This is a genomic window from Exiguobacterium sp. s127 (assembly GCF_018618695.1).
In the GTDB taxonomy this organism is placed as follows: Bacteria; Bacillota; Bacilli; order Exiguobacteriales; family Exiguobacteriaceae; genus Exiguobacterium_A; species Exiguobacterium_A oxidotolerans.
This window is the reverse complement of the sequence record NZ_JACSMO010000001.1, coordinates 277,274-290,327: the sequence shown is the minus strand read 5'-3', so window position 1 is coordinate 290,327 and position 13,054 is coordinate 277,274. Positions and strand designations below refer to the sequence as shown.

The 13,054-nt window shown below is 52.1% G+C and carries 13 protein-coding genes and 1 pseudogene; 1 reads left to right on the top strand and 13 read right to left on the bottom strand.

All coding sequences use genetic code 11. The annotated features are described in order from the left end of the window. Position 1: 1 nt before the first annotated feature. A complete protein-coding gene (locus KNP98_RS01385; protein WP_214810585.1) occupies positions 2–2,419 on the bottom strand; it encodes a 3-hydroxyacyl-CoA dehydrogenase/enoyl-CoA hydratase family protein in 2,418 nt (805 codons plus the stop codon). Between the two features lie 186 nt (positions 2,420–2,605). Between KNP98_RS01385 and KNP98_RS01380 the strand changes: the two genes are divergently transcribed. Beyond that, positions 2,606–3,238 (top strand): class I SAM-dependent methyltransferase, encoded by a 633-nt coding sequence (locus tag KNP98_RS01380; protein WP_214810583.1) that lies wholly within the window; start codon positions 2,606–2,608, stop codon positions 3,236–3,238. A 468-nt stretch (positions 3,239–3,706) separates the two neighbouring features. On the opposite strand, the gene KNP98_RS01375 is transcribed toward KNP98_RS01380, so the two are convergent. The 12 genes and pseudogenes from KNP98_RS01375 to KNP98_RS01315 form a co-directional block, all read right to left on the bottom strand. Beyond that, positions 3,707–4,624, bottom strand: coding sequence for a proline dehydrogenase family protein (locus tag KNP98_RS01375; protein WP_029331301.1), 918 nt, complete (start codon positions 4,622–4,624; stop codon positions 3,707–3,709). A gap of 84 nt (positions 4,625–4,708) precedes the next feature. Then, positions 4,709–5,383: a TVP38/TMEM64 family protein gene (locus KNP98_RS01370; RefSeq protein WP_214810582.1), complete on the bottom strand. Its 675-nt coding sequence runs from the start codon at positions 5,381–5,383 to the stop codon at positions 4,709–4,711. Beyond that, positions 5,380–6,063: a PAQR family membrane homeostasis protein TrhA gene (gene trhA, locus KNP98_RS01365; protein ID WP_201302359.1), complete on the bottom strand. Its 684-nt coding sequence runs from the start codon at positions 6,061–6,063 to the stop codon at positions 5,380–5,382. Before trhA ends, KNP98_RS01370 begins: the two co-directional genes overlap by 4 nt. 201 nt (positions 6,064–6,264) lie before the next feature. Further along, a pseudogene (gene hisIE, locus KNP98_RS16000) lies at positions 6,265–6,880 on the bottom strand (bifunctional phosphoribosyl-AMP cyclohydrolase/phosphoribosyl-ATP diphosphatase HisIE). Then, on the bottom strand, positions 6,877–7,626 hold the full coding sequence (gene hisF / locus KNP98_RS01350) for an imidazole glycerol phosphate synthase subunit HisF (protein WP_214810581.1): 750 nt from the start codon (positions 7,624–7,626) through the stop codon (positions 6,877–6,879). Before hisF ends, hisIE begins: the two are co-directional and overlap by 4 nt. Next, entirely contained in the window at positions 7,620–8,324 is a 705-nt protein-coding gene (gene hisA / locus KNP98_RS01345) for a 1-(5-phosphoribosyl)-5-[(5-phosphoribosylamino)methylideneamino]imidazole-4-carboxamide isomerase (protein ID WP_029331308.1), read from the bottom strand. Before hisA ends, hisF begins: the two co-directional genes overlap by 7 nt. Next, a complete protein-coding gene (hisH, locus tag KNP98_RS01340; RefSeq protein WP_214810580.1) occupies positions 8,297–8,884 on the bottom strand; it encodes an imidazole glycerol phosphate synthase subunit HisH in 588 nt (195 codons plus the stop codon). The genes hisA and hisH overlap by 28 nt, the downstream gene beginning before the upstream one ends. Then, positions 8,881–9,462 carry an imidazoleglycerol-phosphate dehydratase HisB gene (gene hisB, locus KNP98_RS01335; protein ID WP_088837717.1) on the bottom strand — a complete coding sequence of 194 codons (582 nt, stop codon included), beginning with the start codon at positions 9,460–9,462 and terminating at the stop codon, positions 8,881–8,883. The genes hisH and hisB overlap by 4 nt, the downstream gene beginning before the upstream one ends. Then, the gene (locus KNP98_RS01330; protein WP_214810579.1) at positions 9,435–10,406 is read right to left on the bottom strand and encodes a pyridoxal phosphate-dependent aminotransferase; all 972 of its coding nucleotides are present in this window, start codon (positions 10,404–10,406) and stop codon (positions 9,435–9,437) included. The genes hisB and KNP98_RS01330 overlap by 28 nt, the downstream gene beginning before the upstream one ends. Continuing rightward, the gene (gene hisD, locus KNP98_RS01325) at positions 10,406–11,623 is read right to left on the bottom strand and encodes a histidinol dehydrogenase (RefSeq protein ID WP_214810578.1); all 1,218 of its coding nucleotides are present in this window, start codon (positions 11,621–11,623) and stop codon (positions 10,406–10,408) included. Before hisD ends, KNP98_RS01330 begins: the two co-directional genes overlap by 1 nt. Next, complete coding sequence (hisG, locus tag KNP98_RS01320; protein ID WP_029331313.1) at positions 11,623–12,231, bottom strand: ATP phosphoribosyltransferase; 609 nt, start codon at positions 12,229–12,231, stop codon at positions 11,623–11,625. Before hisG ends, hisD begins: the two co-directional genes overlap by 1 nt. Beyond that, on the bottom strand, positions 12,232–13,053 hold the full coding sequence (locus tag KNP98_RS01315; protein ID WP_214768821.1) for an ATP phosphoribosyltransferase regulatory subunit: 822 nt from the start codon (positions 13,051–13,053) through the stop codon (positions 12,232–12,234). Position 13,054 lies beyond the last annotated feature (1 nt).

The following is a 13,054-nucleotide window of genomic DNA, read 5'->3' as shown; positions in this document are numbered from 1 at the left end:
GTCAGTTACGAAGCGGCTTGCCTTTGACAAGCATATGCTGCATCCGTTGTTGTGTTTTCATCTCACCGATCAAGCTCAAGAACGCTTCCCGTTCAAGGTCGAGCATGTATTGCTCATCGACGTGTGTACCGAAGGCAACGTTTCCGCCCGCGATGACATGCGCTAACTTGTTCGCGATCTTCAAGTCATGCTCCGAGACATAACCGCCATAGAACATTTCCCGCGTTGCCAGCTCAAGCGTCGCTTTCCCTGTCCGGCCGACGACTGGAATCAAGGATTTAGCAGGTGGCGTATAGCCTGTCCGGTCGAGCTCGAGGACAAGTTGTTTCGCATCATACGTCAAGTGATCCCGGTTCATCGAAATCTGGTCGACAGAGCGGACATAGCCGAGTTCGCGTGCTTCGAACGCTGATTTCGAGACTTTTGCCATCGCGACGTTTTCAAATGTCTTTTGCGCTGCTTTTTCGATATTCACTAAACCATCCGGCGTATTTTCAAGTAAACGACGGTACGTGTTGACGTTTCCGCCACCACCTGGAATCAGGCCGACACCGACTTCGACGAGCCCCATGTAAGTTTCGAGTCCTGCTTGCAGGCGGGCTGCCGGAAGTGAAATCTCCGTTCCGCCACCGAGCGTCATCCCTTGTAATGCTGCGACGATCGGGCGTGACGCGTAACGAATCTTTTGAATCGATTGCTGGAATTTATTGATGATCCAGTCCAGCTCGAACCAGTTTTCATCTTCTGCTTCCATCAGCATCATCGCGAGGTTCGCACCGACACAGAAGTTTTTGCCATCGTTTGCGATGACGAGTCCGCGGTGATTTTTTTCGACTAAGTCAATCGATTGTTCAATCATCTGCATGATGTCGACGCCGATTGCATTACTCTTCGACGTAAACTCAAGCACGGCCACGTCATCTCCGACATCGAGTAAACGGGCTCCGTTGTTCTCAAGTAAGACGCCGTTTGACTTGCGGACGTCACGTAAGCGGATTTCTTTCGGATTCTGTTCACTGCCGACATACGTTCCGCTCGTCGCATCATAATGCTGACCATTTTCGTTGTAGAAACTTGTGTTGCCTGACGCAAGCATCTCGTCGACCCATGTCGGGACGTCGTAACCATCCTGCTTCATTTTCGCAACGGTTTTTTCGACACCGAGTGCGTCCCATGTCTCGAACGGTCCCATCTTCCAACCGAAGCCCCATTTCATCGCTTCATCGATTGCTTTGATGTCATCCGCGATTTCATGTGTCAGTTGTGCCGAGTAGAGCAGTGTCTTCGCATGGATTGGCCACAAGAGTGCACCGACACGGTCGTTCGCAAAAATAACGGCTTTCAATTTATTTTTGGCGCCAGGAAGAGCTTTCGCCTGACCGATCGACGGCTCGGTAAGCGCTTTCTTTTCAACGTATTCAAAAGAGTTTACATCGAGTTCAAGGATTTGTTTCCCGACTTTCTTATAGAAACCTTGTCCTGATTTAGCACCGAGCGAACCTTCTGTGACGAGTCGCTTCATTTCTGCCGGGACTTCAAATGTATCTTTTTCAGGACCTTCCGGTAACAGGTCATAGACGTTGTTCGCTACATGGACGAACGTATCGATTCCGACGACGTCAAGCGTCCGGAATGTCGCCGAGCTCGGACGACCGAGTAACGGTCCCGTCACGGAGTCGACTTCCCCAATCGTATAGCCGCCTTTTTTCATCTCTTCCATCGTCACGAGCAGACCATATGTCCCGATCCGGTTGCCGATGAAGTTCGGTGTGTCCTTCGCGATGACGACACCTTTTCCAAGACGCTCTTCCGCGAATTGTTTCATGAAGCGGACGACTTCCGGATTCGTATCCGTCGTCGGAATCAATTCGAGTAGCTTGAGGTAACGTGGTGGGTTAAAGAAGTGTGTGCCAAGGAAACGTGAATTAAATGATGCCGAGCGTCCTTCACGCATCGCTTCGATCGAGATCCCTGACGTATTCGAGCTGACGATCGCATCTTCACGGAGGAACGGTTCAATCGTCGCGAACAGTTGTTGTTTGACATCCAAACGTTCGACGACGACTTCGACAATCCAGTCCGCTTCCTTCAAGCGTTCGAGGTCGTCTTCGAGATTACCGACTTCGATTAAGTCGATCAATTTTTTTGATGCGAGCGGTGCCGGATTTTGTTTCAGCAACTTTTGACGGTTTTCCCGTGCGATCCGGTTTCGGACGGCTCTGTCCGCTAACGTAAGTCCTTGTTTTTCTTCCTGTGCCGTAAGTTCTTTTGGTACGATATCAAGCATCAATGTCCGAATTCCCGCATTCGCGAGGTGTGCCGCGATTCCTGCACCCATGACCCCTGAACCGATGATGACGGCGAATTGAATATGTTTCGTCAATTTAAGTGTGGTCGGCTGACCGATCTGACTCGCCATGATATACCCCCTGATCCGTAATTGAATGAACAACCATTCATTATTCTGACAAAAAAAGAAGCCCATCAATCTTTCCCCTGCTTCTTCTACCTCTCCATCATAAATGAATAATGATTCAGTAGCAATAAAAAATCACATTTTGGTCAAATTTTCCTGTTAGACTAAAAGAAACAAGGGGGAGATGTCATGAAACAGACAGAACAACTGTGGGACCAGAAGGCAACGGACTGGGCGGAACGCTCGGAAATGATGTGGACACAAGGGAGTCGTAAAACGATCATTCCTTTCCTAAAGTCGGTCATCACCGCTGGCAAGATGCTTGATTTAGGATGTGGCGACGGGGCAGCCTGTCGACTGCTGGCGAATTCTTTTGACATGACGGGACTTGATTTATCGGAGGAAATGATTCGGATTGCCCGTGACAAATCACCGACCCTCGACTTTGTCGTCGGCACCGGTGAAGCGTTACCGTTTGTAGATGATGCGTTTGACGCCGTCCTCGCCGTCAACTCACTCGAGTGGTCGACGCGTCCGCTCGCAGTCCTTCAGGAAATCGAGCGGGTTGCACCAATTGTCGTCATCAGTCTGCTCGGTCCGACAGCAGCACCACGGGCTTTAGCCTATCGTCGTTTATATGGCGAAGAAGTCGCGATGGGCAATACGATGATGCCGTGGGAACTCGTCCAACTGGCAGAAGAACGTGGTTGGACATTGCTCGACGAAGCGGTCATTCAAAAAGAAGGGGCTGTTTTGACCGGTCATCGGTTACTCGATCAAGCGCATGCGTTCTCGTGTTTGTTTGCGTTTCGGACACGGTAAATGGATTGAGTGTTAAAGAATCATAAGTTTTAAAACAGACGGTTGCCCACCCGCTTTTCTCGGGCGGGACGCAAGCTAGCTGCCATCTAGCGATGATCGGGTCTTGCCTGTCCCTGACGGAAGCTACGCTTCCTTTTCCCGTAGAAGTCGAGTGGACACGTCTGTTTGCTGATAACCCATTCAACATAATCGTTCATCTGCTGACACGTATCAAGTAGAAAAAATCACTCGATTCATGCAACTCCTACAGGAAAAAGCGCATTTTTTTGCGCTGACAGAGACAAACAAGACCCGACTTGCGAATAGAAAAGTCTGGCTTGTGTCTCGCCTGAGGAAAGTGCATGAATAACGAGTGATTTCTTTTGAGTCTCCCAGCCAGATTAGCTACGAAAAGCACGGGGATAGAAAAAAATTTCAAACAATAAAACAAAAAGATGAAGCCATGACAGCTCCATCCCTATTTTTCGATTACCCTTTGACCATTCCTTTAAGGACGAACGCGACGTTTGCCGGACGTTCTGCTAAACGGCGCATGAAGTAGCCGTACCAGTCACGGCCATACGGGACGTAGACACGGACTTTATAACCGAGCTTCACGAGCTCAAGCTGACGTTCGACGCGGATGCCGTACAGCATCTGGAATTCGAACTTATCGTTTCCAATCCCATTTTCCTTCGCGTAGCGAATGATTTGTTCAATCATCGCGTCGTCATGCGTCGCGACCGCAGCATAATTTCCGAGTGACAATTGAAGTTTTACGAGTTTGATGTAGTTGTGGTCGACATCTTCTTTTTCCGGGAAGGCGACCGTCGCCGGCTCCTTGTATGCCCCTTTGACGATGCGGAGGTTCGTTTCAAACCGTCCGACCCGTTTGATGTCGTCTTCTGAACGATAGAGGTAAGACTGAATGACGGTACCAATGTTATCAAACGACTGACGCAACTCTTCAAACAATTGAATCGTTTTTTCACAACGTGGTTCATCTTCCATGTCGATGGTGACGAATACGCCGAGCTCTTTCGCCCGTGTCAAAATCCGTTCCATGTTCGATCGAATTAATTGATCTGAAATATCAAGGCCAAGTGACGTTAACTTTAGTGAAAGTTGCGAGTCTAATTTCTCTTCCGCAATCATTTCGACGGCGCGGATACACTCTTGCGTCATCATCTCCGCTTCGGCTCCAGTCGAGATGAACTCACCGAGGTGATCCATCGTCACACATAATCCTTTTGCATTCAAATCTTGAATCGCCCGTTTCGATGCTTCGAGTGAATCCCCCGCCACGAAGCGACCAGCCCCAAACTTCAGACCATATCGTTTCGCTAATCCGTTCAATGTCTTATTCTGCGATAAGAAGATAAAACCATCCCGTAGTACTCGTTCCATCACTCATTATTCCCCCTAAATAAATGCTAGGCTGTTTTACCGTATCGGTTCACATCACTGCACTCATATTATGACATAAAGCGCTTACATATGCTCTCTCTTTTGTTTTTTTCGTAAAGATCGTTGTGCAAAAAAACCAACTGCAAAAAACAATACGTATAAAAAGACAGCTAAGAAAAATTGCCACGAAAATGGATTGCGGAGACTCGCCCCGATGTTGTTGTAAACGAACGCCCCAGGAATGATACCGAGATAACTTGCAAGTACAAACTGCTTAAATTTAATTTTTGATAGACCGGACGCATAACTGATTGCATCAAATGGAAACAATGGAATCAAGCGGACGAGCAACACGACTGTAAAACCGTTCGAAGCAATCCTGTCGTCGAATACCGTCAGCTTACCGGTCCCAATGATTTTCTCGACAGCGCGCCGTCCGAGCAGGCGGGCAATCCAAAAACTGAGTAAACTGCCTGTTCCCGCGCCGATGACGTCAAGTAACGTGCCGAGCCACGGACCATAGGTATAACCGCCGAACATCGTCAGTAAGCTCGCCGGGAAAAAGACGAGTGGACGGATTGTATAAGCGAGGACATAGAGCAGCATACCGGGAAAGCCTTGCGCGAGAATCCAGTTCGACAACGCCTCTAAATCAAATTGCTCCATCATCCCCGACAAGCGGAAATAAAGGAGCAATCCGAGTCCGAACAATAAATAAAGTGAAAAGGGAAGCCAGTCCCGCAAGCGAAGTTTCTTCATGACATCGGTGCCGGTGCCACGTAATAGAAAATCGACAGGAAAATCAAGACACTTCCTGCGAGAACAAACAGATGCCAAATCGCATGATTGTACGGCAAACGAGCCCAGACGTAAAAGATGACACCGAGTGAGTACGCGAGTCCACCGCCGAGTAGTAACAAGAACCCTTGTAAACCAAGTGCTTCATAAATCGGTTTAATGGCGAAGAGACAACACCAGCCGAGCACCAAATAAGAAACGTTCGAAATCCAGACGTGTTTCCCCGTCGAATAGAGTTTCCAAATCATCCCGAGTGTCCCGACGCCCCAGACGATGCCGAGCAACGTCCAACCAAGTGGTCCGCGTAACGTAATCAACGCGAACGGTGTGTAACTCCCTGCAATCAAGAGATAGATGCCTGCGTGATCTAGAATTTGCAGGACTTTGTTCGCTTTCGTATGCATCAGCGAATGCATCAATGTCGAGAACAGATAAAGTAAAATCATCGTCGCGCCAAAGATGCTGACCGCCGTGATGTTCCATGCACTACCGGATTTCGTCGCCTGTAACACGAGCAACACGAGTGCCACGATACTGAAGATGACACCGAGCCCGTGTGTAACCGCACTGGCGATTTCTTCTTTCAAGGAATCCCCTTTGGCGAGTAACTCCTCGAGCGTTTCTTTGGACTGTTCCTTAATCGTTTTCGTGATTTCTTTTTTTGTGATCAAACGAACACCTACTTTCTAAACAAGACGGACTATGCCCTTGATTATACGCCCGAACAGCAAGACTGCCTATTAAAACATTCTGACAATATGATGACGTCAAGAGCACTGTATCCTATTCCCGATTTTTCATCAAAAAAATCCACTTCCCGCAAAGGAATGTGGATTTTCTATTTACCACCGTTCGATATCCGGACGATCTTTGAACGTCGATTTCGTACCGTGCCGTTCGTTCAGCACGGCTTCGACTTCTTTATACGAGACACCGCGGTCAGCAAGCAAGACCGTCAAGTGGTACAACAGGTCTGCCGTTTCTTCCGCTAATGTGTCGTCGCCTGCGAGGACGACCTCGAATGCTTCTTCCCCGAACTTCTTCGCGATTTTCTCGCGTCCGGACTGGACGAGATAGTTCGTGTACGAAGAGTCCTCATTCGCTGCGATTTTTTCTTTTACTGTCTGTTCCAATTCATGTAACATGGGGCACCTCCACTTCAGTATAGAAACATGTCCGGTTGCCGGTGTGGCACGTCGGACCATTCGCTTTGACCGTGATCAACAGACTGTCCTGGTCACAGTCAATCCACATGCGACGGAGCTCAAGCGTATGTCCGCTCGTCTCCCCCTTCGTCCAGAGCCGGTTCTTCGTCCGTGAGAAAAACGTGACGAGTCCGGTCGCAAGCGTTTTGTCGTAAGCGGCCTGATCCATGAACCCGACCATCAGGACATCGTTCGTCGTTTCGTCTAGAATCACCGCCGCAACGAGTCCTTTTGAAAAATTCAGTTCAATCATCGGACGTCGACTCCTCTCGCCTTCAAGTAGTCCTTCGTCTCCGGCATCGAATACGTCGCTTCGTGGAAAATCGAAGCGGCAAGTGCAGCGTCGGCACCTGCTTCGAGACCCTCGGCTAAATGCTCAAGTGTCCCGACACCGCCGGACGCAATGATCGGTACGTTGACGACGTCGCGTAACCGTTGAATCAGTTCCAGGTCATAGCCGTCCTTTGTCCCGTCGGCGTCCATCGACGTGACAAGTAACTCGCCGGCGCCGAGTGCGACGACTTCCTGCGCCCACTCGATGACATCCCGCCCGACAGCCTGTGTCCCGCCGTGTGAGAAGACCCCCCACGAGTCGCCCGTCCGTTTGGCGTCAATCGCGACGACCGTCGCCTGGACACCAAACAACTGACTGACGTTATGGACAAGTTGCGGATTCTGCAGAGCGGACGAATTGAGAGAGACTTTATCGGCACCGGCGCGGATCAGGCGTTTCGCATCCTCAAGTGTCTTGATCCCGCCGCCGACCGTAAACGGCATGTAGATGACTTCAGCGACCCGCTCGACGATATCGAGCATCGTCTCCCGTCCTTCTTGCGTCGCCGAGATATCAAGCAGGACGAGTTCGTCCGCCCCTTGTTCATAGTAGTACTTCGCGACGGCGACGGGATCGCCGAGGTCACGTAAGTTTTGGAACTTGACGCCTTTGACGACACGGCCTTCCTTGACGTCGAGGCAGGGAATGATCCGCTTCATCAACATACGGTCAGCACCTCTTTCAACGAGAGTGACCCGTCGAGTAAGGCACGGCCGATGACAGCGCCGTCCATCCCGATTTCTTTTAAGCGGGCGACATCCTCGACCGTCGTCACGCCACCGGAAGCAATCAGTTCAACGCCGTCCCGCTTCAAGCGGTCGAGTCCGTCGACATCCGGTCCCTGCATCATCCCGTCGCGCGAGATGTCGGTATATAGAAACGTCTTGATGCCTTTTTGAATCAAGTGTTCGATTGCCCGTTCGAGCGTCCAATCACTTGCTTCGAGCCAGCCGCGTGTCTGGACGATACCATTTTTCGCGTCCAAAGCAACCGCTAATTTGTCACCGGCTTTCTCAATCATCTGTTCGAGCAAGGCTTCGTCCTCGAGGGCGACCGTTCCGATCAAGATCCGGTCAATCCCGGCACCGACGTACGCTTCGACCGTCTCGATGTTGCGGACGCCGCCGCCTGCTTCCACGAACAATCCGGTCTCTTTTTTGATGTCGGCAATCAGGCTCAAGTGCAAGGGTTCGCCCGCTTTCGCGCCATCTAAGTCAATCAGGTGAATCGCTGTCGCGCCGTCGTCCTTAAACCGTTTCGCGATGGTCAGCGCATCCCCGAAAAATGTCTGTTGTTGAAAATCACCTTGCTTGAGCCGGACGGCTTGTCCGCTCATTAAATCGATTGCTGGGTAGAGTTGCATGTCGTCTCTCTCCATTCTTTAAGTAATTTCAGTCCGACTTCGCCACTCTTCTCCGGGTGGAATTGCATCCCCGTCACTAAGTCCTTTTGGACGATTGCCGGGACGCGTCGACCGTATTCGACGGAATCGATAATCCAGTCCGGTTCGCAGACGGCACCGTACGAGTGGACGAAATAGACGGCTTCGCCGTGATTCGTCAGTTCGTGCCAGCCCATATGGGGTAAGCGGACCGTTTCCGGTAACTTCTCGATCGTTCCCGGTAAAATGCCCAGTCCCTGCGTCCGACCGTTTTCGTCACTCGATTCAAACAATAACTGCATCCCGAGACAAATCCCGAGGAACGGTTTTTTGGTCGCTTGTTCCTGCAAGAAGTCAATCAAGCCGGTCTCCTTTAACCGGGCCATCGCCGGGGCATAGGCACCGACGCCGGGCAAGACGAGTGCTTCCGCCTGTCCGAGCAGTTCGATGTCACTCGTGACGATGACCGCTTCCCCAAGTTCCTTTAACGCCCGTTCGATGTTCGCGATATTCCCGACGCCATAATCTACAATTGCGATCATTGATCAATCAGTCCTTTCGTCGAGGGCACGCCTTCACTCGTCACGGCGATTGCTTGGCGAACTGCCCGGCCGAGCGCTTTGAATAAGCCTTCAATCATGTGGTGCGTGTTCGAGCCGTAGAGGACCTCGGCATGAATCGTCATCCGCGCACTCCGCGACAGCCCTTGGAAAAATTCTTCCGCGAGCTCCGTATCGAAATCCCCGAGCTTCGGATTTTTGAATTCTGCGCGGAAGACCGTATAGGGACGTCCACTGAAGTCGAGGACGACGGACGCGAGTGTCTCATCCATCGGCACACGGGATTCGCCGTAGCGTTCAATCCCGGCCTTGTCACCGAGTGCTTCCGTCAAGGCAGCCCCGAGGACGATCGCTGTATCTTCGACCGTATGGTGGGCATCGATCCAGAGATCGCCCTTCGCTTCGATGACGAGTCCGATTCGCGCTTGAAAAGCGAATAACGTCAACATGTGATCAAAGAAGCCGACGCCTGTTTTGATCTCGACCGGACCTCCCGCAAGGTCGACCGCGACCTTGATTTCTGATTCTGAACTTACTCGTTCGCTTGTCCCACGACGCATTGCATTTCCTCCTCTACACATCTTTCTAGTACGTTCATTGCTTCAACCGAACCACAACTGATCCGGAACGCTCCGTCAAACAGACGGATCCGCAGTCCGGCTTTAGCGCACCGTTCGGTGAAACGTTCCGCTTCATCGTATTCGACATAAACGAAATTCGCGGCACTCGGATAGGTTGTTCCGAGCGGCTCGACTAAACGGGCAATCGTGTCCCGGCTCGCATACGTTTCCGCTAAGACAAGATCAAGTTCCGGTTCTGCCATGATGGCGATCCCGACGGCTGCCGAAAGGCCGGATACATTATACGGTGACTTGATTTGTTCGACTTCCGCGACAATCGCTTCACTGGCGATCAGGAACCCGAGACGCAGGGACGCGAGTCCGAACGCTTTTGATAAAGTCCGGAGGATGATGGCGTTCGGATACTCCTCGAGTAAGCCGACCATCGACTGCTCGAGGGCGAAGTCGATATACGCTTCATCGATGACAACGTATTTGCCGCTGTCGAGTAACCGGCGCACGTCGGCTTCTTTTCGTAAGATTCCCGACGGATTGTGCGGGTGACTGATGAAGATGATGTTCCCCGGTGCAGCAATCAAGCCGTCGACGTCGAGTTCCATCCCGTCGAGGAGCGGGACTTTACTGAAGTCGGCCCGTGCCCGGTCGGTATAAAACTGATACATGACGAAGTCCGGTTGCGAGGCGATGACCGGTGCGTCCGGTCCACCGTAGCGGGCACAGAGGTAACCGATCAGTTCATCGGAGCCATTCCCGGCCACGAGTTGTGTCGGGCGGACACCGGCATAGGTGCTGTAAGACGTTTTGACTTGGTCAATGATCTCGACCGGATATTCATTTAACGGAAACGTCTCGACGAGTTGTTTAATCGTCTCGATTCCGATTGTACTATGGGCAGTAAAGCGTTCATTTTGGTGGAGTCGCATCAGTTTTCCCTCACTTCTATCGCTTGTGCGTGTGCTTCGAGTCCTTCGACCCGGGCAACGGTCTTCGCGGCATTGGCAAGACGCTGGACACCTTCTCGTGTCGCTTCGAGCATCGTCTGGTGACGCAGGAAGGTCCGGGCAGATAAGCCGGACGCGAAGCGTGCCGTCCCGGACGTCGGTAAGACGTGGTTCGTTCCGGCGACGTAATCCCCGAGCGTCTCCGGCGTTTCGTGACCGAGGAAAATCATCCCGGCGTGACGAATCGATTTGACGACGTCCTGCGGATTGGCGACGGCGAGCTCCAAGTGTTCGGCTGCTAGGCGGTTCGCTTCCTCGATTGCCTGCTCGAGCGAGGCGACGAAGACACCACCGTTTTCCATCGCCCGGCGTGCAATTTCCTGACGCGGTAGTTGCTGCAGGCGTGTTTCGATGTTCGCATCGACGTCTGCTTTCATCGCTTCCGTCGGGACGAAGGCAATCGCAACCGCGTCCCGGTCGTGTTCTGCCTGGGCAAGTAAATCAGCGGCAATCCGGTCCGGGTGCGCCGTCTCATCCGCGATGACGACGACTTCTGATGGTCCGGCAACGGAATCAATCCCGACGATCCCGTAGACTTGGCGTTTCGCTTCCGCGACAAACCGGTTCCCCGGCCCGACAATCAAGTCGACGGCACCAATCGTTTCCGTTCCGAATGTCAATGCGGCGACGGCTTGCGCACCACCGATCGTATAGATTTCCGTCACACCGGCGATTTGAGCTGCGACCAAGACTTCATCCGTCAGTCCCGTCACAGGTGTCACCATGACGATCCGTTCAACACCGGCAACTTTTGCCGGAATCGCGTTCATCAGGACGGTCGACGGATAACTTGCCGCGCCACCCGGGACGTAAATCCCGACCGAATCGACGGGAAGAAACCGTTGGCGCCGTGTGATGTCGGCTTCGACGAGTTCGATGTCGGACGGTAACTCTTGTTCGTGCCACTCGACGAGGCGTGTCGCCATCAATTTGAGCGAGTCGATTAAATTCGTGTCCGCTTGCTCGAATGCTTGTTGAATCCGTGTTTCGTCTAATCGCAAATCCGTCAGCTCGATGTTGTCGAACTGTGCCGTATAGCGACGGACTGCTGCGTCGCCATCAGTTGCGACCGTTTCAAGGATCGCCCGGACGGCTTGTTCCGTCTCACGGTCGACGCTGAAGTTTTTTGTCGTTGCCATTACCGTGTCACTCCTTCTGTCAGCTGTTCCAGTAATTGAATCACTTCGACCCGCTTGCGTTTGAGTGTCCATTCACTCGTAAAGAACCGGGCACTGATGTCGATGATTTTTTCGTATTCGTTCAGTCCGTTCGCCCGTAACGTCTCGCCCGTCTCGACGATATCGACGATCGCATCGGCGAGGCCGAGGAGCGGTGCCAGTTCGACCGAGCCGTTCAGCGGGACGATATCGACGTCGACGCCGAGTTCACTGAAGTAGCGTTTTGCGATGACCGGATACTTCGTTGCAATCCGGACCCGGCGTCCGCCTTCGAACTGGAGCGGCTCTTTCGCACAGACCGACATCCGGCAGACGCCGAACGGTAACTCCGTCAGTTCCGATAACTCTTGATCCGACTCGAGTAAGATGTCGCTGCCTGTGATCGCGACGTCAAGGACGCCCTGGGCGACGTACGGGATTAAGTCCGATCCTTTCATGAAGACGAATTCATGCTCGCCCCGTTTGACGATCAATTCACGTTCAATCGCGCCCCATGTCTCGACGCCCGCTTCTTTCAAGTAACGCTCGGTCGCTTTCGACAGGCGTCCTTTCGTGATTCCGATTCGCATTTACAGCACCTCCGCAAGCCGTTCGACCGAAAATCCGATGCCGAACGCTTGTTGTTGTTGACCAAACTGTTCATATAACCGGTCGTAACGACCGCCGACTAAGACCGGCTCCGTCACACCATCGATGAAGCCGTGGATCGTCACGCCGTCATAATACGTCTGTAAGCCCATCTGGCCGAAGTCGAGATCGGCATTGACGGCGTCCGCTAAATCAAGGACGGCGTTCAACCGTGTTTCATCGACGAACGGTAAGATTTTTTCTGCGCCTTCACGTCCGAATAACAGCGGGAGTTTTGCCAGCAATTCATCATCGAGTTCGCGGGCGATTTGTTTCAGTTCAATCACGTTCCGTAACCGCAGCATTTGCGTCACCTGGTCGCGCAAGTGGTGATCACCGACCCGTGTCTCAATCAAATGTTCAATCAGTCCGGCGTCACCAATCGATAACGTGACTGCTTTGCCCGTCAATTCTTCAATCAAGCGGACGGCCAGTTGAATCGCTTCGACGGCTGCGATTTCGCCCCGTTCCTCGAACCCGACTTGGAACTTCTCTTCCGGCTGAAAGACCGAACCGCTGTAAAAGACACGCTTATATTGTTCACGGCCGCGCTCACTGAGGGCGCGGGCGACACTTGTCGTAAAGTCCATCCGAATTTGTTCCCGTCCACCAATTTCTTCAATTAAAGGTGTGATTAATCGGGTATAGTTAGATTGTTCGAGTCCATCCTCAAGCTGACGGATGACCCGTTGCAGACGTTCTGCTGACGGTCCGACATAGTCTGTCGCCCCGTCCTTGAGTCGAATCGTAGAAAATGATTGCATG

Coding starts and splice junctions, on each gene's coding strand:
- KNP98_RS01380 (WP_214810583.1), top strand. CDS start 2,606: ATGAAACAGACAGAACAACTGTGGGACCAGAAGGCAACGGACTGGGCG.
- hisG (WP_029331313.1), bottom strand. CDS start 12,231: ATGCGAATCGGAATCACGAAAGGACGCCTGTCGAAAGCGACCGAGCGT.
- hisB (WP_088837717.1), bottom strand. CDS start 9,462: ATGCGTCGTGGGACAAGCGAACGAGTAAGTTCAGAATCAGAAATCAAG.
- hisA (WP_029331308.1), bottom strand. CDS start 8,324: ATGCAACTCTACCCAGCAATCGATTTAATGAGCGGACAAGCCGTCCGG.
- KNP98_RS01315 (WP_214768821.1), bottom strand. CDS start 13,053: ATGCAATCATTTTCTACGATTCGACTCAAGGACGGGGCGACAGACTAT.
- KNP98_RS01375 (WP_029331301.1), bottom strand. CDS start 4,624: ATGGAACGAGTACTACGGGATGGTTTTATCTTCTTATCGCAGAATAAG.
- hisD (WP_214810578.1), bottom strand. CDS start 11,623: ATGGCAACGACAAAAAACTTCAGCGTCGACCGTGAGACGGAACAAGCC.
- KNP98_RS01385 (WP_214810585.1), bottom strand. CDS start 2,419: ATGGCGAGTCAGATCGGTCAGCCGACCACACTTAAATTGACGAAACAT.
- KNP98_RS01370 (WP_214810582.1), bottom strand. CDS start 5,383: ATGAAGAAACTTCGCTTGCGGGACTGGCTTCCCTTTTCACTTTATTTA.
- hisF (WP_214810581.1), bottom strand. CDS start 7,626: ATGTTGATGAAGCGGATCATTCCCTGCCTCGACGTCAAGGAAGGCCGT.
- hisH (WP_214810580.1), bottom strand. CDS start 8,884: ATGATCGCAATTGTAGATTATGGCGTCGGGAATATCGCGAACATCGAA.
- KNP98_RS01330 (WP_214810579.1), bottom strand. CDS start 10,406: ATGCGACTCCACCAAAATGAACGCTTTACTGCCCATAGTACAATCGGA.